Annotated in this window: 22 protein-coding genes; 6 read left to right on the top strand and 16 right to left on the bottom strand. The window is 67.2% G+C overall.

The annotated features are described in order from the left end of the window. Nucleotides 1-20 precede the first annotated feature (20 nt). From HNP48_RS14650 to HNP48_RS14595, 12 genes are all read right to left on the bottom strand, one after another. Nucleotides 21-1,106 carry a MucB/RseB C-terminal domain-containing protein gene (locus HNP48_RS14650; protein ID WP_260420239.1) on the bottom strand — a complete coding sequence of 362 codons (1,086 nt, stop codon included), beginning with the start codon at nucleotides 1,104-1,106 and terminating at the stop codon, nucleotides 21-23. 29 nt (nucleotides 1,107-1,135) lie between these two features. Continuing rightward, nucleotides 1,136-1,789, bottom strand: coding sequence for a sigma-E factor negative regulatory protein (locus HNP48_RS14645; protein ID WP_184858127.1), 654 nt, complete (start codon nucleotides 1,787-1,789; stop codon nucleotides 1,136-1,138). 58 nt (nucleotides 1,790-1,847) lie between these two features. After that, the gene (gene rpoE / locus HNP48_RS14640) at nucleotides 1,848-2,477 is read right to left on the bottom strand and encodes an RNA polymerase sigma factor RpoE (RefSeq protein ID WP_184858125.1); all 630 of its coding nucleotides are present in this window, start codon (nucleotides 2,475-2,477) and stop codon (nucleotides 1,848-1,850) included. Between the two features lie 16 nt (nucleotides 2,478-2,493). Beyond that, nucleotides 2,494-2,997: a hypothetical protein gene (locus HNP48_RS14635; RefSeq protein WP_184858123.1), complete on the bottom strand. Its 504-nt coding sequence runs from the start codon at nucleotides 2,995-2,997 to the stop codon at nucleotides 2,494-2,496. Nucleotides 2,998-3,111: 114 nt separating this feature from the next. Next, entirely contained in the window at nucleotides 3,112-4,356 is a 1,245-nt protein-coding gene (fabF, locus tag HNP48_RS14630; protein ID WP_184858120.1) for a beta-ketoacyl-ACP synthase II, read from the bottom strand. Between the two features lie 48 nt (nucleotides 4,357-4,404). Next, nucleotides 4,405-4,644, bottom strand: a complete 240-nt coding sequence (gene acpP / locus HNP48_RS14625; RefSeq protein ID WP_003058049.1) for an acyl carrier protein — start codon at nucleotides 4,642-4,644, stop codon at nucleotides 4,405-4,407. Between the two features lie 103 nt (nucleotides 4,645-4,747). Beyond that, the gene (gene fabG / locus HNP48_RS14620) at nucleotides 4,748-5,497 is read right to left on the bottom strand and encodes a 3-oxoacyl-ACP reductase FabG (RefSeq protein ID WP_184858118.1); all 750 of its coding nucleotides are present in this window, start codon (nucleotides 5,495-5,497) and stop codon (nucleotides 4,748-4,750) included. Beyond that, on the bottom strand, nucleotides 5,494-6,444 hold the full coding sequence (gene fabD / locus HNP48_RS14615; protein ID WP_184858116.1) for an ACP S-malonyltransferase: 951 nt from the start codon (nucleotides 6,442-6,444) through the stop codon (nucleotides 5,494-5,496). The genes fabG and fabD overlap by 4 nt, the downstream gene beginning before the upstream one ends. A gap of 55 nt (nucleotides 6,445-6,499) precedes the next feature. After that, on the bottom strand, nucleotides 6,500-7,477 hold the full coding sequence (locus HNP48_RS14610) for a beta-ketoacyl-ACP synthase III (RefSeq protein WP_184858114.1): 978 nt from the start codon (nucleotides 7,475-7,477) through the stop codon (nucleotides 6,500-6,502). Next, entirely contained in the window at nucleotides 7,477-8,526 is a 1,050-nt protein-coding gene (gene plsX / locus HNP48_RS14605) for a phosphate acyltransferase PlsX (RefSeq protein WP_184858112.1), read from the bottom strand. The genes HNP48_RS14610 and plsX overlap by 1 nt, the downstream gene beginning before the upstream one ends. A 108-nt stretch (nucleotides 8,527-8,634) precedes the next feature. Continuing rightward, the gene (gene rpmF, locus HNP48_RS14600) at nucleotides 8,635-8,817 is read right to left on the bottom strand and encodes a 50S ribosomal protein L32 (RefSeq protein WP_011794326.1); all 183 of its coding nucleotides are present in this window, start codon (nucleotides 8,815-8,817) and stop codon (nucleotides 8,635-8,637) included. Nucleotides 8,818-8,914: 97 nt separating this feature from the next. Continuing rightward, entirely contained in the window at nucleotides 8,915-9,466 is a 552-nt protein-coding gene (locus tag HNP48_RS14595; RefSeq protein ID WP_184858110.1) for a DUF177 domain-containing protein, read from the bottom strand. Between the two features lie 25 nt (nucleotides 9,467-9,491). Here HNP48_RS14595 and HNP48_RS14590 point away from each other — a divergent pair, with 25 nt between their 5' ends. From HNP48_RS14590 to HNP48_RS14580, 3 genes are read left to right on the top strand one after another with little or no spacing between them, the layout of a single operon-like run. Further along, nucleotides 9,492-10,091, top strand: coding sequence for a Maf family nucleotide pyrophosphatase (locus tag HNP48_RS14590; protein ID WP_184858108.1), 600 nt, complete (start codon nucleotides 9,492-9,494; stop codon nucleotides 10,089-10,091). Further along, the gene (locus HNP48_RS14585) at nucleotides 10,088-10,867 is read left to right on the top strand and encodes an SAM-dependent methyltransferase (protein ID WP_184858106.1); all 780 of its coding nucleotides are present in this window, start codon (nucleotides 10,088-10,090) and stop codon (nucleotides 10,865-10,867) included. Before HNP48_RS14590 ends, HNP48_RS14585 begins: the two co-directional genes overlap by 4 nt. A 14-nt stretch (nucleotides 10,868-10,881) precedes the next feature. Next, entirely contained in the window at nucleotides 10,882-12,066 is a 1,185-nt protein-coding gene (locus HNP48_RS14580) for a toxin-antitoxin system YwqK family antitoxin (protein WP_184858104.1), read from the top strand. A gap of 6 nt (nucleotides 12,067-12,072) precedes the next feature. On the opposite strand, the gene HNP48_RS14575 is transcribed toward HNP48_RS14580, so the two are convergent. The 4 genes from HNP48_RS14575 to HNP48_RS14560 form a co-directional block, all read right to left on the bottom strand. Then, on the bottom strand, nucleotides 12,073-13,113 hold the full coding sequence (locus tag HNP48_RS14575; protein WP_184858102.1) for a S49 family peptidase: 1,041 nt from the start codon (nucleotides 13,111-13,113) through the stop codon (nucleotides 12,073-12,075). An 85-nt stretch (nucleotides 13,114-13,198) separates the two neighbouring features. Next, on the bottom strand, nucleotides 13,199-13,579 hold the full coding sequence (locus tag HNP48_RS14570; RefSeq protein ID WP_184858100.1) for a Rieske 2Fe-2S domain-containing protein: 381 nt from the start codon (nucleotides 13,577-13,579) through the stop codon (nucleotides 13,199-13,201). A gap of 8 nt (nucleotides 13,580-13,587) precedes the next feature. Next, a complete protein-coding gene (locus tag HNP48_RS14565; protein ID WP_184858092.1) occupies nucleotides 13,588-14,259 on the bottom strand; it encodes an HAD family hydrolase in 672 nt (223 codons plus the stop codon). Between the two features lie 20 nt (nucleotides 14,260-14,279). Next, a complete protein-coding gene (locus tag HNP48_RS14560) occupies nucleotides 14,280-15,287 on the bottom strand; it encodes an RluA family pseudouridine synthase (RefSeq protein ID WP_184858090.1) in 1,008 nt (335 codons plus the stop codon). Nucleotides 15,288-15,878: 591 nt separating this feature from the next. Here HNP48_RS14560 and HNP48_RS14555 point away from each other — a divergent pair. From HNP48_RS14555 to HNP48_RS14545, 3 genes are all read left to right on the top strand, one after another. After that, nucleotides 15,879-18,980, top strand: a complete 3,102-nt coding sequence (locus tag HNP48_RS14555; RefSeq protein WP_184858073.1) for an Rne/Rng family ribonuclease — start codon at nucleotides 15,879-15,881, stop codon at nucleotides 18,978-18,980. 152 nt (nucleotides 18,981-19,132) lie between these two features. Beyond that, a complete protein-coding gene (yaaA, locus tag HNP48_RS14550) occupies nucleotides 19,133-19,912 on the top strand; it encodes a peroxide stress protein YaaA (protein WP_184858071.1) in 780 nt (259 codons plus the stop codon). Nucleotides 19,913-19,920: 8 nt separating this feature from the next. After that, the gene (locus HNP48_RS14545; RefSeq protein WP_184858069.1) at nucleotides 19,921-20,817 is read left to right on the top strand and encodes a 2OG-Fe(II) oxygenase; all 897 of its coding nucleotides are present in this window, start codon (nucleotides 19,921-19,923) and stop codon (nucleotides 20,815-20,817) included. Nucleotides 20,818-20,841 lie beyond the last annotated feature (24 nt).

The raw sequence follows: 20,841 nt of genomic DNA, 5'->3' as shown, positions 1-20,841 counted from the left end.
CACCGGTCCACAGGACGGGCTCAGCGCACGCGCTCCAGCGCCCCCACGAACAGGCGCAGCGTCTGCATGGGGACCTCACCCACCGCAGTCACCCAGGCATCGGACGCCATGCGCTGGCCCAGCATCTGCGTGGCGCCCACACTGGCCAACTGGCCTTGCGCGCCGTGCCGTTTCAGATCAAAGGGCTCGATGAACAGCGACACCGTTGCCAGGCCATCGGAATACAGGCACTGCAGCACCGGCGACGCCTCGGAAGCACCCGCAGCCGCCAACCGGCGGTGGCAGCTCTGGGGCACGAAGCCGGCCACTGGCTGCTTCAGGCGCCAGCCCTCCTCCAGCGCCGTGGTCTTGGCCGCGGCCGGGGCAATCACCTTGTAGCCCGACACATCGTCCATCATGCGCGCGAGCTTGTCCATGGACACGGCGGCGTTGAGATCGAGCTCGGAGAACGCGGCCTGCTCCAGCACCCTGCCGTCCGCGGCCAGGGTCTGCATCTTGACCACCAGGCCCGACTCCCTTTCGCTCCAGATGCGGTAGCCGAATCGCAGGGGATCGAGCGGCTTGAACCAGACCACGTCCGCATCCAGACCGGCAACGCGCTCCTGGCCAAGCACCTGGGCCTCGTAGTGCCTGGCCAGCGAGGTGCCCTGCACCGAGGGCAACTGCGGGAACAGCCCGCGCGCATCCCCCCGCTCTGTGCGCACGGTGCGCTCCTCAGGCAAAAAGGTGCGCACCTCGTCATTGCGCCGAAAGACCTTGCGCGGCGTACCACTCAGGCCATCCACGCGCTCCAGCTGCTGCTTGCCATCGCAGGCATTCCAGATGCGCGAACTGAACATGGCGCCCGAGGACGACAGCACCACGAAAGTCCCGACATAGGAGCGCTTGCGCGGCGCCTGGTGCATGCGCTCGATCCACTGGGCGACATCCCTGGCTGGGGTCACCACCGACATCGGCGGCAGCGCGGATGCCTGCGGCGCCTGCACGGACTGGGCCTGCGCCCCTGCCACACCCCAAAGAGCCGCACACACCCAGCAGGCCACGCCTGCAATCCAGCGGCGCCACCGCATACGTTCCACGGCCCCCACAAGGGCAAGATCAGGCATCAATCCCATTCCCAGGCAACCGGCAGTTCTCAGCGGTTGGGCGCAGCAAAGGTGGCGTTGCGCAGAAAGCCCGCAGGCATCTGCAGCGCAGATGTACTGCCGAACTGCTTGTGGGCGGCCAGCAGCTCGTCCAGGCGCGGGTCGCGGATCATGACCTGCTGCCCCTCGTTATCGGCCACGGCCACCAGGGGAGCGGATGGCGCCACGCCCTGGGGTGCCTGCGAAGCCTGGATCACCGGCGCCCCAGCGGACGCCAGCTGTGCACCAGGCGCTCCACGCCCTCCCTGCAGCGCGCCGACGGACGACCATCCAATGGCCGCCACAGCCGCCAGGGACGCCACGCCGGCCACCATCTTCCAGCGGAAAACCGACGCATTGGCGGCTGGCGACTCGGCCTGGGCCACCACCGCCAGCGCTGGCTCCGGCACCAGGGCCACAGGGCGCTGCACCGGCGCCTCCTGGGCCATCTGCTCGCGCAGGCGCGACAGCAGCAGGCTGCTGCCATCGGCACGCGCCAGCTCGTTCGAGCGCAGGACATCTCCCACCAGGTGGTAGAGCTGCCAGGTGGCCAGGCCTTCGTCGTCATCCGTGCAGGCCACGGCATCCGCAAAGGCATCGCCATGCAGCTGGCCATCGGCCAGCGCCGAAATCTGTTCGCGCTTCGTCGTCACATCATTGTTCATGGTTTCACCTGCATATCTGCCGCCAGACACTGCCTCGCCCTTGCCATCCACCGCACCATCACCACCGTTTGCCCGTCTGGTTTTCCAGCATCGGGCGCACGCGGGCCGAAATTGCCTCCCGCGCGCGGAAAATACGCGACCGCACCGTGCCGATGGGACAGCCCATGGCCGCAGCGATCTCTTCGTAACTGAGCCCCTCGATCTCGCGCAGCGTCACGGCCTGGCGCAAATCCTCGGGCAGCGCCTCCATGGCGGCGTTCACCGCCTGGGCGATTTCATTGGCCGCCAGCACCGTTTCAGGGGTCTCGTCGCTGGTTAGTTCGTGTCCGACACGAGAAGTTTCATCTTCGTCATCCGCCCCCCTGAGGGCGTTTTCGGTCACCACCGGGTTGCGCTTCATGTCCATCAGCGCTTTCTTGGCCGTGTTCACGGCGATCCGGTAAAGCCAGGTGTAGAACTGGGCATCCCCGCGGAACTGGTGCAGGGCCCGGTAAGCGCGGATGAAGGTTTCCTGCGCAATGTCCTGGATGATGTCCGTATCGCGCACCATGCGGCCGATCAGGCGCTCGATGCGGCGCTGGTACTTGACGACCAGCAGCTCGAACGCCCGCTGGTCGCCCGCCACCGTGCGCTCCACCAGTTGGAGGTCACTGTTGTCGGGTGTGGGAGGCGGCGTTTGGGCGGTCATCAAATTGGGGGGTTCTTCACGCCAGTCGGCTGTGGATCGGTGCGGGCGCTGCAGCACCCGCGGCGCCCGTTCCGGCGCGCGAATATACCGCACGGCGCAGATCAGGCCAGCGCTCGGGCTGCTGGCGGCACTCCAGCCACAGCCAGGTGCGCCCCCGACCTGCGGCGGCCTGGGCACAGACCCACAGGTGGCCCTGCAGGTCCCACTGCCCCTCGGGCGCATTGCGCAAGGGCATCGGCGAGCCGCCCGGCAACCGGCCATCCAGCCACCATTGCTGGCCATCCCAGTACAGCTCTCCGCACCACTGGTGGTACCACCAATGCCAGGCAGCCGCCGCGGCGGCCAACCAGGAGGCGGCACCCGCAAGGGCGGGCACCGCGCCCCGCCCCGTACCCAGCAGCCACCAGGCCAGCAGCACAACCCCAGCGAACAGCGCCACGGCAGCCAGCACGCCCCCGACAGCACGGCTGCGCCGCACCGGAAAGCGCACCGCAGGAGCCTGGCGTGCCATGGAGTTCATGGAAGAAAAGGGAAAGGCCGGGGCATCATCGCCCCGCAGTTTGCCGCAAACCGCCTGCTGGCATGCGCTGCAAACCCCAAGACAGGGGCCCGGCGCACAGACAGGGGCCGGTCATCAGACCCGCTTGAACACCAGGGAGCCGTTGGTCCCGCCGAAGCCGAAGTTGTTCTTGAGCGCATAGTCCATCTTCAGATCACGGGCCGTGTTGGCGCAGTAATCGAGATCGCACTCGGGATCCTGGTTGAACAGGTTGATGGTCGGCGGCACCTTCTGGTGGTGCAGCGCCAGCACGGTGAACACGCTTTCGATGCCGCCCGCGCCACCCAGCAAGTGGCCCGTCATCGACTTGGTGGAACTGACCACCGTCTTGTAGGCGGCATCGCCCAATGCCGCCTTGATGGCATTGGTTTCATTGAGGTCGCCCAAGGGCGTGGACGTACCGTGTGCATTCAGGTAGCCCACATCCCCGGGGTTGATGCCGGCGTTGCGCATGGCGCTGATCATGGCGCGGCGCGGACCGTCCATGTTCGGCGCCGTCATGTGGCCGGCATCGGCGCTCATGCCAAAGCCGCTGAGCTCGGCATAGATCTTGGCACCGCGGGCCTTGGCATGTTCGTATTCTTCCAGCACCAGCACGCCTGCGCCCTCGCCGAGCACGAAGCCGTCGCGGTCCTTGTCCCAGGGGCGCGAGGCCGTCTTGGGGTCGTCGTTGCGGGTGGACAGTGCACGCATCGCGGCAAAGCCGCCAATGCCCAGGGGAGACACCGTGGATTCCGCACCACCGGCAATCACCACATCGGCATCGCCGTACTCGATCATGCGACCACCTTCGCCGATGCAGTGCAGGCCCGTCGTACAGGCCGTCACCACCGACAGGTTCGGCCCCTTGAAGCCAAAGCGCATGGACACGTGGCCCGCCACCATGTTGATGATGGATGCTGGCACGAAGAACGGCGTGATGCGCCGTGGTCCGCGGTTGGTCAGCTCGGCATGGGTGTCCTCGATCAGCGGCAGGCCCCCGATTCCGGAACCGATCACGCAGGCAATGCGCGTGGCGAACTCGTCGTCCAGCGCCTCGCCGGTGGGCAGGCCCGCATCCTGCACGGCCTGCGCCGCCGCGGCGATGCCGAAATGGATGAAGGTGTCCATCGAGCGCGCATCCTTGGCGCTGATGTACGACTCCAGGTCAAGCCCCTTGACCTCCCCTGCAATCTTGCAGGCAAAGTTCGACGCATCGAACTTGGTGATGAGGTCAATGCCGGAATTTCCGGCCAGGACATTGGCCCAGGCATCGGCCACCGTGTTGCCCACGGGGCTGACGCAACCCAGGCCGGTCACGACAACGCGACGACGGCTCATGCGTAAAAACCTTCTGCTGATCGCTCAAGTCAGGCGCAGTGCGCCGACTCAGGCCTTCTGGTGGGTGTTGGCGTAATCGATGGCGTTTTGCACCGTCGTGATCTTCTCGGCGTCTTCGTCAGGGATCTCGATGCCGAACTCGTCTTCCAAGGCCATCACCAGTTCCACCGTGTCGAGCGAGTCGGCACCGAGGTCTGCCACGAAGGCCTTTTCATTGGTGACTTGGGACTCTTCCACACCGAGTTGTTCGGCAATGATTTTTTTGACGCGTGCTTCGATATCGCTCATGGTTTCCCTCTGGGGGTTGTGAATGAATCCGCGATTCTAGCCGCTTAAGGTAAAGCCCCTCAGCAGCCCGCCGTCCGGATGAACCGGCGTTATCTTTCAACAATTACATGTACATGCCGCCATTGACATGCAACTCCTGGCCGGTCACATAGCCCGCTTCGCGCGAAGCGAGGTAGGCGACCGCGTGCGCGATGTCCGAAGGCTTGCCCAGATGGCCCAGCGCGATCTGCGTCTGCAGGGCCTTTTGCTGCTCTTCGGGCAGGCCGGCGGTCATGTCGGTCTCGATGAAGCCAGGGGCCACGCAGTTCACCGTGATGCTGCGGCTGCCCAGCTCGCGCGCCAGTGCGCGCGTCATGCCGGCCACACCAGCCTTGGCCGCAGCGTAGTTGGCCTGGCCCGGGTTGCCCGAGGCCCCCACCACGCTGGTGATGCTGATGATGCGGCCAAAGCGCTGCTTCATCATGGGCCGGATGGCCGCACGGCTGACACGAAAGACCGCCTTGAGATTGGTGTCCAGCACGGCATCCCAGTCGTCGTCCTTCATGCGCATGGCCAGGGTGTCCCGCGTGATGCCGGCATTGTTCACCAACACGTGCAGGCCCCCTTGCTGCTTGACGATGGCGTCGATGGTAGCCTCGATGGCCGCACCATCGTTCACATTCAGGTTGACCCCCTTCGAGCCAGGGTAGGCCGACAGCGCGGCCGAGATGCGCGCAGCACCATCGTCCGTGGTGGCCGTGCCGATGACCTGGTAGCCGCGCACGGCCAGCTCCAGCGCGATCGCCGCACCAATGCCGCGCGATGCCCCGGTGACCAGGGCCACCTGGGCGGCTTGTTGAACAGATTCCGTCATGCCAGCAACTCCCGTGCTTCGGCCAGCGAGGCCGTGTCAAATACTGCCGCACCGACCAGCTCGGGATCGATGCGCTTGGTCAGGCCCGCCAGCACCTTGCCGGGACCACATTCCACGATGTGCGTCACACCGCGTGCCTTGAGTGCCTGCACGCACTCCACCCAGCGCACGGCACCGAAGGCCTGGCGGTACAGGGCCTCGCGGATGGCATCGGCATCGCTGCACACGGCCACATCCACGTTGTTGACCACCGGGATGGCCGGGGCCGCCAGGGACACACCGGCCAGCGCCTCGCGCAGCTTCTCGGCCGCGGGCTTCATCAGGCTCGAATGGAAAGGCGCCGAGACCGGCAGCGGCAGCGCACGCTTGGCGCCGCTGGCCTTGAGCACCTCGCAGGCCTTGTCGACGGCCGCCTTGGTGCCCGCAATCACGGTCTGGATGGGATCGTTGAAATTCACCGCCTCCACCACCTCGGAGGTACCAGGCCCGAAAGAAGCCGCAGCTTCAGCGCAACCCGCGATGACCTTGGATGCCTCCATGCCCAGGATGGCCGCCATGGCACCCGTGCCCACAGGCACGGCCTCCTGCATGGCGGCCGCACGCAGGCGCACCAGGGGCGCGGCCTGCGCCAGCGTGAGCACGCCCGAGGCGACCAGCGCCGAGTACTCGCCCAGCGAATGGCCCGCCAGGGCCACCGGCGCCGCGCCACCTTCGGCATTCCAGACGCGCCAGGCAGCCACACCGGCCACCAGCATCACCGGTTGCGTGTTGGTGGTCAGGGCCAGCGCCTCCTTGGGGCCTTCTTGGATCAGCTGGGCGACGTTCTCGCCCAGCGCGTCGGATGCCTCGCGCAGGGTCTCGGCCACCACGGGGTGGTCACCCCAGCCATCGAGCATGCCGACCGACTGCGAGCCCTGCCCGGGAAAAACAAATGCAAATGACTTCATGCCAGCACAAATAGAGAGAGGGAATGGAATTCTGCCAAGCGCCCAACGCGGCCGGCTAGAACTTCAGGAGCACGGCACCCCAGGTGAAGCCGCCGCCCACACCTTCGAGCAGCAGCGTCTGGCCTTTTTTGACCTGGCCACTGCGCACGCCATGGTCCAGCGCCAGGGGAATGGAGGCCGCAGAGGTATTGCCATGCTGGTCCACGGTGACCACCACCTTGTCCATGGGCAGCTTGAGCTTGCGCGCCGTGCCCTGCATGATGCGGATGTTGGCCTGGTGGGGAATGAGCCAGTCCACGTCGGCTTCGGCCAGACCCGCCTTGGCCAGCACGGCATGGGCCGCCTTCTCCAGCACCCCCACGGCCAGCTTGAACACCGCCTGCCCATCCATCTTGAGCAACGGGTCACCCAGCACATTGCCGCCCGAGACATTGCCCGGCACGCACAGGATGCCGACATGCTTGCCATCGGCATGCAGATCGCTCGACAGAATGCCCGGCGTGTCGGACGCCTCCAGCACCACGGCACCAGCGCCGTCGCCGAACAGCACGCAGGTGGTGCGGTCCTTGAAATCCAGGATGCGGCTGAACACTTCGGCACCGACCACCAGGGCGCGGTTCGCGGCACCCGTCTGGATCATGGAGTCGGCCACCGACAGCGCATAGACAAAGCCGCTGCACACCGCCTGCACATCGAACGCCGGGCAGCCATTGGCGCCCAGTTTGTTCTGCAGGATGCAGGCCGTCGAGGGGAACACCATGTCCGGCGTGGACGTGGCCACGATGATCAGATCGATGTCCTGGGCCTGCAGACCGGCGGCCTGCAAGGCATTGCGGGCAGCCTCGAGACCCAGATCGCTGGCCGCCACGTCGGGCGCAGCGAAATGGCGCGCCCGGATCCCTGTGCGCTCGACGATCCACTCGTCCGAAGTTTCGATGCCGTCACGGGCCAGCAGGTCCACGAAGTCGGCATTCGTGAGCCGGCGCGGCGGCAGATAGCTGCCAGTGCCGGTGATGCGGGAATAGCGTCTCATTAATGTGTCGTCGCCGCCGCGGGCCTAGGCTGGGCATCGGCAGGGGCCAGGAGAGGCGCCGCGTGCGCAATCCGGGTCCGGACACGGTCGAGCAGGTTGTTGCGGGCTGCATCATACGCCCGGTTCAAGGCCTGCTCGAAGGCCATGGCATCGGCCGAGCCATGGCTCTTGAACACCAGCCCGCGCAGCCCGAGCAGGGCCGCGCCGTTGTAACGCCGGTAATCCATACGCGTCATGAGCGCTTTTAGCACCGGATAGGCAATGATAGCGGCAGCTTTAGTGAAGATATTGCGAGAAAACTCATTCTTGAGCCCTCCGATCACCATGGCAGCAACACCCTCGCTGGCCTTGAGCGCCACATTGCCGACAAATCCGTCACAGACCACGATGTCCACCGTGCCCTTGAAGATGTCATTGCCCTCGACGTTGCCATAGAAATTGAGATCGCCCGCCTCGGCAGCAGATCGCAGCAGTTCGCCGGCTTTCTTGATGACTTCGCTGCCTTTGATGATTTCTTCACCAATATTGAGCAAGCCGACAGTGGGCTCGCCGCCATCGCGCAGAGCCGATACCAGGGCCGAGCCCATGACGGCAAATTGCAGCAGATGCTCGGCCGAGCAATCCACATTGGCCCCCAGGTCCAGCACCGTGGTGGCACGCCCTTCGTTGTTGGGCAACTGGGTGGCAATGGCAGGCCGGTCGATGCCGTCCAGCGTCTTGAGCAGGTAGCGCGCAATGGCCATCAGGGCGCCGGTATTGCCTGCCGAGACGGCCGCTGCCGCCGTGCCATCCTTGACCTGCTGGATGGCCACACGCATGGAAGAGTCTTTTTTGCGGCGCAGGGCCACCTCGACCGGATCATCCATGGTCACCACCTCGGTGGCGGGAACGATGGTGGCACGGTCGTGCGAAAAATCGTGCAGGCTGTCCGCCAGACCAACCAGCAGCAAGCGGGCGTCCGGGTGATTGCCAAGGAACTGACGGCACGCCGCGAGCGTGACGCGGGGGCCATGGTCGCCCCCCATGCAGTCAACAGCCAGTGTGATCATGGGCGACTTGTCCAGCCCACTGACAGGGCCGGAAGATGGATACAACGGTCAAAACAAAGGCCCGCGCTACAAACTCAGTAGCAACGGGCCTTTGAGGGGTACTGAAGATCAGGCTTCAGACTTGTTCTTGAGCACCTGGCGGCCACGGTAGAAACCGTTGGGGCTGATGTGGTGGCGCAGATGGGTTTCGCCGGTGGTGGGTTCCACAGCAATGCCCGGCACGGTCAGGGCATTGTGCGAACGGTGCATACCGCGCTTGGAGGGGGACTTTTTGTTTTGCTGAACGGCCATGATGGCTCCTGGTCTTAAATAGGTTGGTAAATACGCGATGGGCCCATAGAAGACACGAGGGGATTCGCGCGAAGCCCTCGATTATAGCCCAAACGGTTCAGTGCTTCCTAGCGTCCTTTTTGAGGCCTGCCAGCGCCGCAAAAGGATTGGGCTTGTCCGCGTTCGCTTCCTCGAAGTCCTCGTCCGACGATGCCAGCGGCACGGCCGTGGGGCACTCTTCATGCTTGGGCACCACGGGCAGCGCCATGAGCAGCTCGTCCTCGATCAGCTCGTGCAGGTCGAACTCGCGGCTCAGGGCCAGCAGGTCTTCCTCGCTCTCGTCGTCCAGGGCCTCGGCCGTGGCCTCGTCGGCCACGAAACGGAAGGAACGGTCCACTTCCAGCAACACGTCCACGGGGGTGAGGCAGCGCTGGCATTCCATGGGAAAGGTGGCACGCACCTTGAGCACCAGCCACACCTGGCTGGCGCCACCGAGCGCCGTGCGCACTTCACCCTGCGCCTGCCAGTCCACCAGCAGGTCGGGATGCAGCCCCCGTGCCTCCTGTGCCAGGCGCTCGTACTTCAAAAGGGAATCATGGCCGGCCAGGCGCGCGCCTGCCAAAGCAAAGGCCTTGACGTCGAGCCGGTCCACGGAGAATTCCTTGGTCATGGCGGCAGTGTAAGAGAATCAGCGAATGCATCAATCCCCCGCCCCGCAACGCCCTGTGGTATTGGGCTCCACCTCGCGCTACCGCCGTGAGCTGCTGTCCCGCCTGAACCTCCCGTTCGAGGTCGCCTCGCCCGACGTGGACGAAACCCCCGCCCCCGGCGAAGCACCCCGCGATCTGGCCCTGCGCCTGGCCCTGGCCAAGGCCCGCGCGGTGGCAAAACTGCACCCCGAAGCCGTGGTCATCGGCTCCGACCAGGTTGCGGACCTGTCCGGCCAGCCCCTGGGCAAGCCCGGCACCCACGAGCGCGCCGTGCAGCAGTTGCGCCAGATGCGCGGGCAGACCGTGATTTTCCAGACCGCCGTGGCCACCGTGTGCCAGGCCAGCGGCTTCGAACAAGTGGACATCGCCCCGGTGGAAGTGCGCTTTCGTGATCTGTCGGACGAAGAGATCGAACGCTACCTGCGCGCCGAGCAGCCCTACGACTGCGCCGGCAGCGCCAAGAGCGAGGGCCTGGGCATCGCCCTGCTCGACGCCATCCACAGCGACGACCCCACGGCCCTCATCGGCCTGCCGCTGATCCGCACCTGCCGCATGCTGCGCGCCGCCGGGGTGGTGCTGCCATGAGCACAGCCACCCCCGGCACGCTGTACCTGGTCCCCGCGCCGCTCGACTTCGGCTGCGAGACCGAGGTGCCCCTGCAGGAAGCCCTGCCCGACGGCACCTTGCGGCAGGCGGCCCGGCTCACCCACTGGGTCTGCGAAAACGCCAAGAGCACCCGCGCCTACCTCAAGCGCATCGACGCCCTGCACCCGCTGGCCGTGCCGCTGCAGCAGCAACAGATCACCGAGTTGCCGCGCGAGGTGCACAAGAAAGGCGACCATGGCGACAAGGGCTCGGCCAGCTTCGACGCCAAGCCCCTGCTGGCCCCCGCACTGCTCGGCCACTCCCTGGGCCTGGTCAGCGAGGCCGGCATGCCCGCCGTGGCCGACCCGGGCTCGTCGGTGGTACGCGCCGCGCACGACCTGGGCATCCCCGTCGTCCCGCTCGTGGGCCCGGTCTCGCTGCTGCTGGCCCTGGCGGCCAGCGGCCTGAACGGCCAGGGCTTTGCCTTTGCCGGTTACCTGCCCCAGGACGGACAGGAGCGCACACAGCGCATCCGCGAACTCGAGTCGCTGGCCCTCAAGACCGGCCAGACCCAACTGTTCATCGAGACGCCCTACCGCAACCCCGCCCTGTGGCAGGCCCTGGTGCAGACCCTGCAGCCCCACACCCGCCTGGCCCTGGCCAGCGGCTTGACGCTGCCCAGCGCCCAGATCCGCAGCCAGCTGGTGCGCCAGTGGCGCGCCCAGCCCCTGGTGCCCAACAACCGCACCCCCATCGTGTTTGCCCTGGGCCGCTGAGCCCACTCCACGCCATGCAACGCCTCCCTGCCCTCCTGCTCCTGGCCCTGGGCACCTATGCCGCAGGCGCCCACGCCATCATCCGCTGCGAATTCAATGGCAAGCCCGTGAACCCCAGCAATGGCGCCGAAACCGCGGGCCTGACCGGCCTGCTGCGCTGCCGCGACGAGAACACGGGCCAATTGCAGCGCGAGCAGGAGCTCCAGGACGGCAAATACCTGGGCAAGGAGCGCTTTTTCGACCGCGAGGGCAAGCTGCAGCGCGAGCGCAGCGTGAACGAACGCGGCAACAGCCAGGGCCGGGTGGCCGAGTTCTGGCCCAACGGCCAGCTCAAGCGCGAGGAATTCGCCGAGAACGGGCGCACCACCGGCGCCGTTCGCCGTTTCGACGCGAACGGCCGGCCCGAGCGCCTGTCCTTCCACACCGAAGGGCAGGAACAGTTCGTGGTGGAGTACAACAGCGCCGGCCAGCCCACACGGCTGCAGTGCCCGCGCGCCAGCGTACTGCCCGAAGACCGCAAGCCCTGCGGCTTCGAGGGCGCCACGGACACCCCGCTGTTCACCAGCGCGGGCGCCAAGGCCGGCCAGGTGCGCTACGAGCAGGGCCGGCTGCTGCTGTCCACCGAATGGACCAGCGACGGCCTGGTCGCCCAGCAGATGCAGTTCGAGGAAGGCCGGCGCGTGCACCGCAGCTTTTTCACCGAAGGCGGCAAGAGCGTGCTGCGCGAGGAGCGCATCTTCGCGCCCGACGAGCAGCGCTTCCTGCGCGACACACGCGGTCCGCTGCACAGCCTGCGCCGCTTTGGCAGCAACGGCCAAATGACCGAACAGCACGCCTATGCCGACGGGCGCGAGGTGCTGCTCGAACGCTGGTACCTCAATGGCGCTCCACGCGAACGCTCCACCAGGAGCGGCACCGGCGATGCCACCCGCATCCAGCGTGAGCTGCGCGACGACGAAGGCAAGCTCACCCGGCGCGAACTCCTCACGGCCGAACAGCAGCCCACGGGCGTGCAGCAGTACTTTCACCCCAACGGCCGGCTGGGCCGCGAGGACCGCTACACCGCGCCCGATGCCCGGGGCCGCACCCGGCTGGAAGCACGCAAGCAGTGGGATGAATCCGGCAAGCTCACGGCCGACGACACCATCCTTGAAGACGGCTCACGCCAGCGCAAGGCCGCGAGCGGCCTGGACAGCTGACAGCCCTCAGCGCAGCTGAGGGCCGGCCGAGGTCAGCGCCTTGGCCGCGCCGATGCCCATGGCCGCGCCAAAGCGCTTGGCCAGGCGCTCGGCCACGTTGTCGCGGCGGGTGTAGTCGATGATCTCTTCGGCCTTGACCACCTCTCGCGCCACGAAATCGAGGTTTCCGAGCTTGTCGGCCAGGCCCATCTCCACTGCCTGCTGGCCGGTCCAGAACAGGCCGCTGAAGGTCTCGGGCGTGGTCTTGAGCCGGTCACCCCGGCCCGCCTTCACCACGGCGATGAACTGCTGGTGGATCTGGTTGAGCATGGCCTGCGCGTACTCGCGCTGCTTTTCGGTCTGGGGGCTGAACGGGTCCAGAAAGCCCTTGTTCTCGCCCGCCGTGAGCAGGCGGCGCTCCACGCCCAGCTTGTCCATGATGCCGGTGAAGCCGAAACCATCCATGAGCACGCCGATGCTGCCCACGATGCTGGCCTTGTCGACAAAGATCTCGTCGGCCGCTGCGGCGATGTAGTAGGCGGCCGAGGCACAGGTCTCCTCGACCACGGCATACACCGGCTTGTTGTACTTGGCCTTCAGGCGCACGATCTCGTCGTTGATGATGCCGGCCTGCACCGGGCTGCCACCTGGCGAGTTGATCAGCAGCACCACGGCCTGCGAGCCCTCGTCCTCGAAGGCGCTGCGCATGGCGGCGACCACGAATTCGGCACTGGCTTCGGCACCCGAGGCGATCTCGCCCTTGACATCCACCACGGCCGTGTGCGGCGTGCTCTTGCTGGCGCCGGTCGAGGCCTGGCGCATGGCGCCAAACACCAGGGCTGCGATCAGCAGCAGCCAGGCAAAGCGGAAAAATATCTTCCAGCGGCGGGCCGAACGCTGCTCGTTCAAGGCTGCAAAGGCCAGCTTCTCCAGCGTGGCGCGCTCCCAGCCGGGCTCCTGCGCAGCGGAGCGGGGGCCCGAGGGCGCAGCCGACTGCGACCACAGGTCCTGCGACGGGGGGAAACTCTTGTCGGAACCCGGGCTTCCGGGCTGTTGGGGTTCGGTCATTTCAGGCCTTTGGGGACACCGGGCCATCCATGGCAGGCATGGATGCCGGAAAACAGGGCACGCCAGGGCGGATCATCATCGTCATCTAGAACTCGACCGGCTGCAGGTTGTACGCAGTATGCCAGTGCACCACGCCACCGGACTCCGACAGGGTGATCTTCACCAGGCCACCCCGGCAGGGCCCGCCCGCGCACTGGCCCGTGTCGGGCAGGTAGGCCGCGCCATGCGTGGCACACAGCAGCCAGTTGCCGCTGTCGTCGAAAAAGCGGCCCGGCTGGTAATCCATCTCCATCGCCACATGGGTGCAGCGGTTCAGGTAGGCATGCGGCGCGCCGCGGTAGCGGATAGCAAAGGCCCGGCAGGTCTGGCCGGCATAGACCAGGTCGAAGGGCACGGCCAACCCGCCATCGACCAGCTCGACGCTGTTGCACAAGGGAATGGCGTGGGACTCGACCGGGGTCGTCATGGTGGCGCTCAAGCGTTGGCCAGCAGCCAGTCGTGCAACTCGCGCACGGAATGGGCCACGGCGAGCGGCTGCAGTGCATGGAATGCATCGGGCTCGTGCGCCCCGTAGCTCACGCCCACGCTGGGACAGCCGGCGTTCAGCGCCATCTGCAGGTCGTGCGTGGTGTCGCCGATCATGAGCACGCGCTCGGGCGGCACATCGAACTCGGCCATCAGCTCCTGCAGCATCAGCGGGTGGGGCTTGCCGGCCGTCTGGTCGGCCGTGCGCGAGCCATCGAACACGCCCTTGAGGTCCTTGGAGTGCAGCACCTCGTCCAGGCCGCGCCGGCTCTTGCCGGTGGCCACCGTGAGCAGGTGCCCGGCATCGCGCAGGTCGGCCAGCATGGGCAGCACGCCCTCGAACAGGCTCAGATCGCCCTGGTGCTGCAGGTAGTGGAAACGGTAGCGGTTGCCCAGCTCGGGGTATTTCTCGGGCGGCACGTCGGGCGCCGCGTGGGCCAGCGCCTGCATCAGCGCCATGCCGATCACGTACGAGGCCGCCTCGTCCGTGGGCACCTTGCCGCCCACGTCCTTCACGGCCGCCTGGATGCAGCGCACGATGATCTGGGTGGAATCGAACAAGGTGCCATCCCAGTCGAAGGCAATCAGGTCGAAACGGCGGGGGCGGGACGTGGGGCGCATGCAGGCAGTCGATCGGTCGGTCAGGAAGGGACAAATTCGGCCAGTTCGGGCGGCAATTCGGCATTCAGTGCCACGCGCTCGCCGCTGGCCGGGTGGTTGAACTGTAACCTCCAGGCGTGCAGGAACATGCGCCGCATGCCCAGCTTCTGCAAGCGTTTGTTCAGCTCGAAGTCGCCGTACTTGTCATCCCCCACGATGGCGTGCCCCTGGCTGGCCAGGTGCACCCGGATCTGGTGGGTGCGCCCGGTCTTGATGGTCACCTCCAGCAAGCTCATGGCCGGCAGGCCCTGTTCCTGGCGCGCCGGCACCTTCTGACGCACCTTGACCAGGGTGATGGAGCGCATGCCCTCGGGGTCGTCGGCCGTGGTCACGCGCACGCGGCGCTCGCCATCGGCCTGCAGGTACTTGTGCAGCGGCAGGTCGATGACCTTGTTGTTGGCAGCCCACACCCCCGTGACCAGGGCCAGGTAGGTCTTGCCGGTTTCGCGCTCGCGGAACTGGTCCTGCAGGTGCGTGAGCGCCGAGCGCTTCTTGGCCACTAGCAGGATCCCCGAGGTGTCGCGGTCCAGCCGGTGCACCAGCTCCAGGAACTTCGTGCCGGGCCGGGCCTGGCGCAATTGCTCGATCACGCCGAAGCTCACCCCGCTGCCGCCATGCACGGCCACGCCGGCCGGCTTGTCCAGGGCGATCAGGTGCTCGTCTTCGAGCAGGATGGGAAATTCGCGCGCGGGCGCGGGGCGCTCGGCCTTCTCCGCCACCTTGTCGGAGACGCGCACGGGCGGCAGGCGCACCACATCCCCCGCCTCCACCCGGGTGTCGGCGCTGGCACGGCCCTTATTGATGCGCACCTCGCCGCTGCGGATGATGCGGTAGACATGCGTCTTGGGCACACCCTTGAGGTGGCGTATCAAAAAGTTATCGAGGCGCTGGCCCGCCGAGTCCTCGTCGACCTCGACGAGCCGGGCGGCCGGCGGGTTGGAAGCCGGGGCAGGGCCGGACGGCGGTTTGCCCCCTATAATGTGTTTCACCTGCGCGTTGCTGTGTAAGTGGTTGATTTGTCTGGAGTTTAGTCCACACGACCGCCACACGTGCGCAGGCCGGTCGATGCCAGCGGGTGTCGCCCACGCAGATTGCAGGCCAGATGCCTGCAATGGCCTGGGTGCCAGCCGGCGGGCTGACAGATTGAAACACTGATACGGAATCCCCCAAGCTGGCAGATGCGCCCCACCAGGGCAAGGTCTGCCAGCGGATCGAAGCGAGCATGTGGTTGTTGATGGCCTGGATTGTGACCTTGTGGCGGTGGCGCATGCCCCTGGCCATGCGCGCGCAATGGCAAGGGCCTGTGGCAGCCACCCGGCAAGCGCAACCAGCCGCCTTGTTCGTGGCAAAACTGCGCCTCTCCCACTCGCCCCCTTCCACGCGCCCCTGCCTTTTGCTGCCGCGCTAACGCGCGGCAGGCTTTCGGCATCCCCGGCAATTCCCTTCGTTTCGACGCGTCAGTCCAGGCATTCACGGCTCCTGTAGAGCTTGTTCAATGGTTTGGAACTGCGGGTGGCAGCCCGCGCAAGGCCTGATGGCTGCGCCGCTGCCCACCGCGAAACACAAGAAGGAATCGCATCATGAAGCGGATGCTCATCAACGCCACGCAGCCCGAAGAACGGCGCCTGGCCATCGTCGACGGACAAAAGCTCCTCGACTATGAGATCGAGATCGAGGGGCGCGAGCAGCGCAAGGGCAACATCTACAAGGCCGTCGTCACGCGCGTCGAGCCCTCGCTGGAAGCCTGCTTCGTCGACTACGGCGAAGACCGCCACGGCTTCCTGCCATTCAAGGAAATCTCGCGCAGCTACTTCGCCCCGGGTGTCTCGCCCAGCCAGGCGCGCATCAACGAAGTGATCCGCGAAGGCCAGGAACTGCTGGTCCAGGTCGAAAAGGAAGAGCGCGGCAACAAGGGCGCTGCCCTGACCACCTTCGTCTCGCTGGCCGGCCGCTATGTGGTGCTGATGCCCAACAACCCCCGTGGTGGTGGCGTATCGCGCCGCATCGAGGGCGAAGACCGCGCCGAGCTCAAGGAGGCGATGGACCAGCTGGAATACCCCAACGGCATGTCCATCATCGCGCGCACCGCCGGCATCGGCCGCACCGCGCCCGAACTGCAGTGGGACCTGAACTACCTGCTCAAGCTGTGGAACGCCATCGACGGCGCCGCCAAGGGTGGCAAGGGCGCCTTCCTGATCTACCAGGAATCGAGCCTGGTGATCCGCGCGATCCGCGACTACTTCAACAGCGACATCGGTGACATCCTCATCGACACCGACGACATCTACGAACAGGCGCAGCAGTTCATGGCGCACGTCATGCCCGAGCATGCCGCCCGCGTGAAGCGCTACCGCGACGACGCCGCCCTGTTCAGCCGCTTCCAGATCGAGCACCAGATCGAATCGGCCTACGCCCGCACCGTGCAGCTGCCCTCGGGCGGCGCCATCGTGATCGACCACACCGAAGCGCTGGTCAGCGTGGACGTGAACTCGGCCCGCGCCATCAAGGGCGGCGACATCGAGGAAACCGCCACCCGCACCAACCTGGAAGCCGCCGACGAAGTGGCGCGCCAGATGCGCCTGCGCGACCTGGGCGGCCTGATCGTGATCGACTTCATCGACATGGAGGAGAGCAAGAACCGCCGCGAAGTGGAAAACCGCCTGCGCGACGCGCTGCGCCAGGACCGCGCCCGCGTGCAGTTCGGCACCATCAGCAAGTTCGGCCTCATGGAGATGAGCCGCCAGCGCCTGAAGCCCGCGCTGTCCGAAGGTTCGTCCATCCCCTGCCCCCGCTGCGGCGGCTCGGGCCACATCCGCGACACCGAATCCTCGGCCCTGCAGATCCTGCGCATCATCCAGGAAGAGTCGATGAAGGACAACACGGCCGCCGTGCACTGCCAGGTGCCGGTGGAAGTGGCCTCGTTCCTGCTCAACGAAAAGCGCACCGAGATCGCCAAGATCGAGCTCAAGCAGCGCGTGGCCGTGCTGATGGTGCCCAACAAGACGCTGGAAACCCCCAACTACCGCCTGGAACGCCTCAAGCACGACGACCCGCGCCTGGACCACATCGAGGCCAGCTACAAGCTTGCCGAAGACGTGGAAGACCCCACCTCGGTGACGCGCCGCTCGCAGGAACCCACCAACAAGCAGACCCCGGTGATCAAGGGTGTGCTGCCCGACGCCCCGGCCCCGCAGGTCGAGCCCCGCCCCGAAGGCGCGGCACGCCCACCGCGCGCAGGCCAGCAAGGCCAGCGCCCTGCCGCCACGCCTGCCGCAGCCCCCACGCCCGCACCGGCACCGGCTGCTGCCGCCCCGGCCGCACCGCAGGAGCAAGGCTTTTTTGCCTGGCTCAAGAGCAGCATCGGAAGCCTGTTCGGTGGCGCTGCCCCCGCGCCAGCGCCGGTGGCAGCACCGGCCCCCGCGCCCGCACCTGCTGCAGAGGCGGCCCCGGCCCGTGAACCCCGCCGCGATGGCCGTGGCGAAAACCGTGGCGGACGCCGCAGCAACCGCGACGCGCCTGGCCGCAGCGAAGGCCAGCGCGAAGGCGGCGGCCGTGACGGTGGCAACCGCGAAGGCGCCGCAGAAGGCCGTGGCCGCCGCGGCGAGCGCCCGGCCGAAGGCCGTGCACCGCGCGACGCCGAAGGCCAGGGCAATCGCCCACCGCGTGAAGGTGGCGAAGGCCGCGAGGGCCGTGAAGGACGCGGTGGCCGCAATGGCCGTGGCCGCAACGATGGCGACAACCGCAACCAGGCCAACGCCAACGCACTGAATGGCGAGCAGGCTGCCGCCGTGGCCGGCGCCCAGGTGGAAGGCCCGATCGGCAGTGGCAACGATGCCAACGCCGGCCAGCCCCCCCGTGGTGAGCGCGGCCCCCGCCGCGAGCGCGGTGACGGCTCCGGCCGCCGCGAACGTGGCGAGCGCGGTGAGCGCACGCCCCGCAATGCTGAGGGCGCCGAGCAGGCCGCACCGGCAGGCGATTTCGCCGACACCTCGCCGCTGGCACTGCTGCCCGACCTGGACCTGACCGGCAACGAGTCGGCCAACAGCGCAGCGGGCAGCGAAGAGCAGCGCCGCGAGCGCCGTTCGCGCGACCGCTATGGCCGCGACCGCCGCGAACGCGGCGAGCGCGGTCCGCGCGAGAACGCCGAGGGCGCAGCCGCACCGGCAGCCGCCCCGCTGCTGGACTTCGACACCTCGGCGGCTGCGGCCCCTGCGCCTCAGGAGGAAGCCCCCCGCCGCAGCTACTTCAGCGCCCCCGCCGAAGCCGCAGCACCCGTGGCAGCAGCCCCGGTCGCGGCACCAGTGGCTGAGAGCGCTCCAGCCCCGGTTGCCGCCGCGCCCGCACCCGTGGCAGCGCCTGTGGCCGCCCCCGTGCCGGCAGCCGCCGCGCCCGTGGTGGCTGCGCCAGCCCCCGCCACCGGCCTGCCCCGCGTGCAGGCCTTCACCCTGCCGCTCGCCGAGCTGCACCAGGTCGCCGAATCGTCGGGCCTGCAGTGGGTGAACTCCGATGCCGCCAAGATCGCTGCCGCACAGGCCGCGATCGCGGCAGAGCCCAAGCCCATCCATGTGCCGCGCGAGCGTCCACCCGTGGTGGTGATCGACGAAGGCCCGCTGGTGCTGGTGGAAACCCGCCGCGACCTCTCGGCGATGAAGCTCCCGTTCGAGCAACCCCCAGCGGCGTGATGCGCTGAGCACACAAGAAGGCGGCCTCGGCCGCCTTCTTGCTTTGGGGTCCGGTCTTTGTGCAGGCGTGCCGCCGATGCCGGTATCCTTGCGCCCACGTCCACGTTGCCCTGCCTGCTGTTTTTCCGGGCCTTACGAACCACCACGCCACCATGCTGTTCCTGCTGTCCCCCGCCAAGTCGCTGGACTATGAAACCCCGCTGCCGCCCGACCTGCCGCACACGCTGCCGCAGTTCGTGCCGCAATCCAAAGACCTGATCCGGGTGCTGCGCGAAAAGTCGCCCCAGGACATCGCCACGCTGATGTCGCTGAGCGACAAGCTCGCTGCCCTGAACGTGGCGCGCTACCAGGCCTGGAAACCGCGCTTTTCCACCGCCAATGCGCGCCAGGCGCTGCTGGCCTTCAATGGCGACGTCTACGAGGGCCTGGACGCGCGCACCCTGGGCCCCGAAGAACTGCAGTGGGCGCAGGACCATGTGTGCATCCTGAGCGGCCTGTACGGCATGCTGCGCCCCCTCGACCTGATGCAGCCCTACCGCCTGGAGATGGGCACGCGCCTGGCCACCGAGGCCGGCAGCAACCTGTACCAGTACTGGGGCGACCGCATCGCCAAACACCTGAACACCCGGCTGCGCGCCGACACCACGCCCGTGGTGGTGAACCTGGCCTCGCAGGAATACTTCAAGGCCGTGGACACCAAGGCCCTCAAGGCCCGCGTGATCGAATGCGTGTTCGAGGACTGGAAGGGCGGCGCCTACAAGATCATCAGCTTCCACGCCAAGCGCGCGCGCGGGCTGATGGCACGCTACGCCATCGGCCACCGCCTGGCGACCCCGCACGCGCTCCAGGGCTTTGACCTGGAAGGCTACACTTTTGCTCCCGCCGCCTCCCAACCTGAGCGCCTGGTGTTCCGGCGCAAGACCAACGTGTGAGATCTGCCATGGCATCGTCTTCCGAACAGTCGCCTTCCAACGCCACCGCCGCTGCTGCGCGCCAGGCCATCACGCCCGAGCTGCGCCGCTGGATCATCGAACAGGCCGAGGCCGGCTTTGCCGCACCCGTGGTGCTGCAGTCCATGCGCGATGCGGGCTGGAACGAGGACGTGGCCGCCGAAGCCCTCGAAATCACGCTGCAGGACCACCTCAATGCCCTGGCCGAGCAGCAGGGCCAGCCGCCCGCCGTGAAGGTGCCCGAGCCCCTGCTGGACGAATCGCCCGCCGAGGTCGATGCCGGCGACCGCGTAGTGAAGGTGCTGCTGGCCATCGCCAAGCCGCGCGTCGTGGTGTTCGGCAACCTGCTCTCCGACGAGGAATGCGATGCCTTGATCGCGGCGGCCGAGCCGCGCATGGCGCGCTCGCTCACCGTGGCCACCAAGACCGGCGGCGAGGAGATCAATGCCGACCGCACCAGCGATGGCATGTTCTTCCAGCGCGGCGAGAACGCCGTGGTGCAGCGCATCGAAGAACGCATCGCGCGCCTGCTGGACTGGCCCATCGAGAACGGCGAGGGCCTGCAGGTGCTGCACTACCGCCCCGGCGCCGAATACAAACCGCACTACGACTATTTCGACCCCGGCGAGCCGGGCACGCCCACCATCCTGAAGCGCGGCGGGCAGCGTGTGGGCACCCTCGTCATGTACCTCAACACGCCCGAAAAGGGCGGCGGCACCACCTTCCCCGACGTGCATGTCGAAGTCGGCCCGCAGCGCGGCAACGCCGTGTTCTTCAGCTACGAGCGCGCCCACCCCTCCACCAAGACCTTGCACGGTGGCGCACCGGTGATTGCCGGCGAGAAGTGGATCGCCACCAAGTGGTTGCGCGAGCGCGAATTCAAATAAGGCCTGTGCCCGGCAACAGGAGGA

Source organism: Acidovorax soli, from assembly GCF_014207955.1.
In the GTDB taxonomy this organism is placed as follows: Bacteria; Pseudomonadota; Gammaproteobacteria; order Burkholderiales; family Burkholderiaceae_C; genus Acidovorax; species Acidovorax soli_A.
This window is presented reverse-complemented; position numbering and strand designations above follow the sequence as displayed.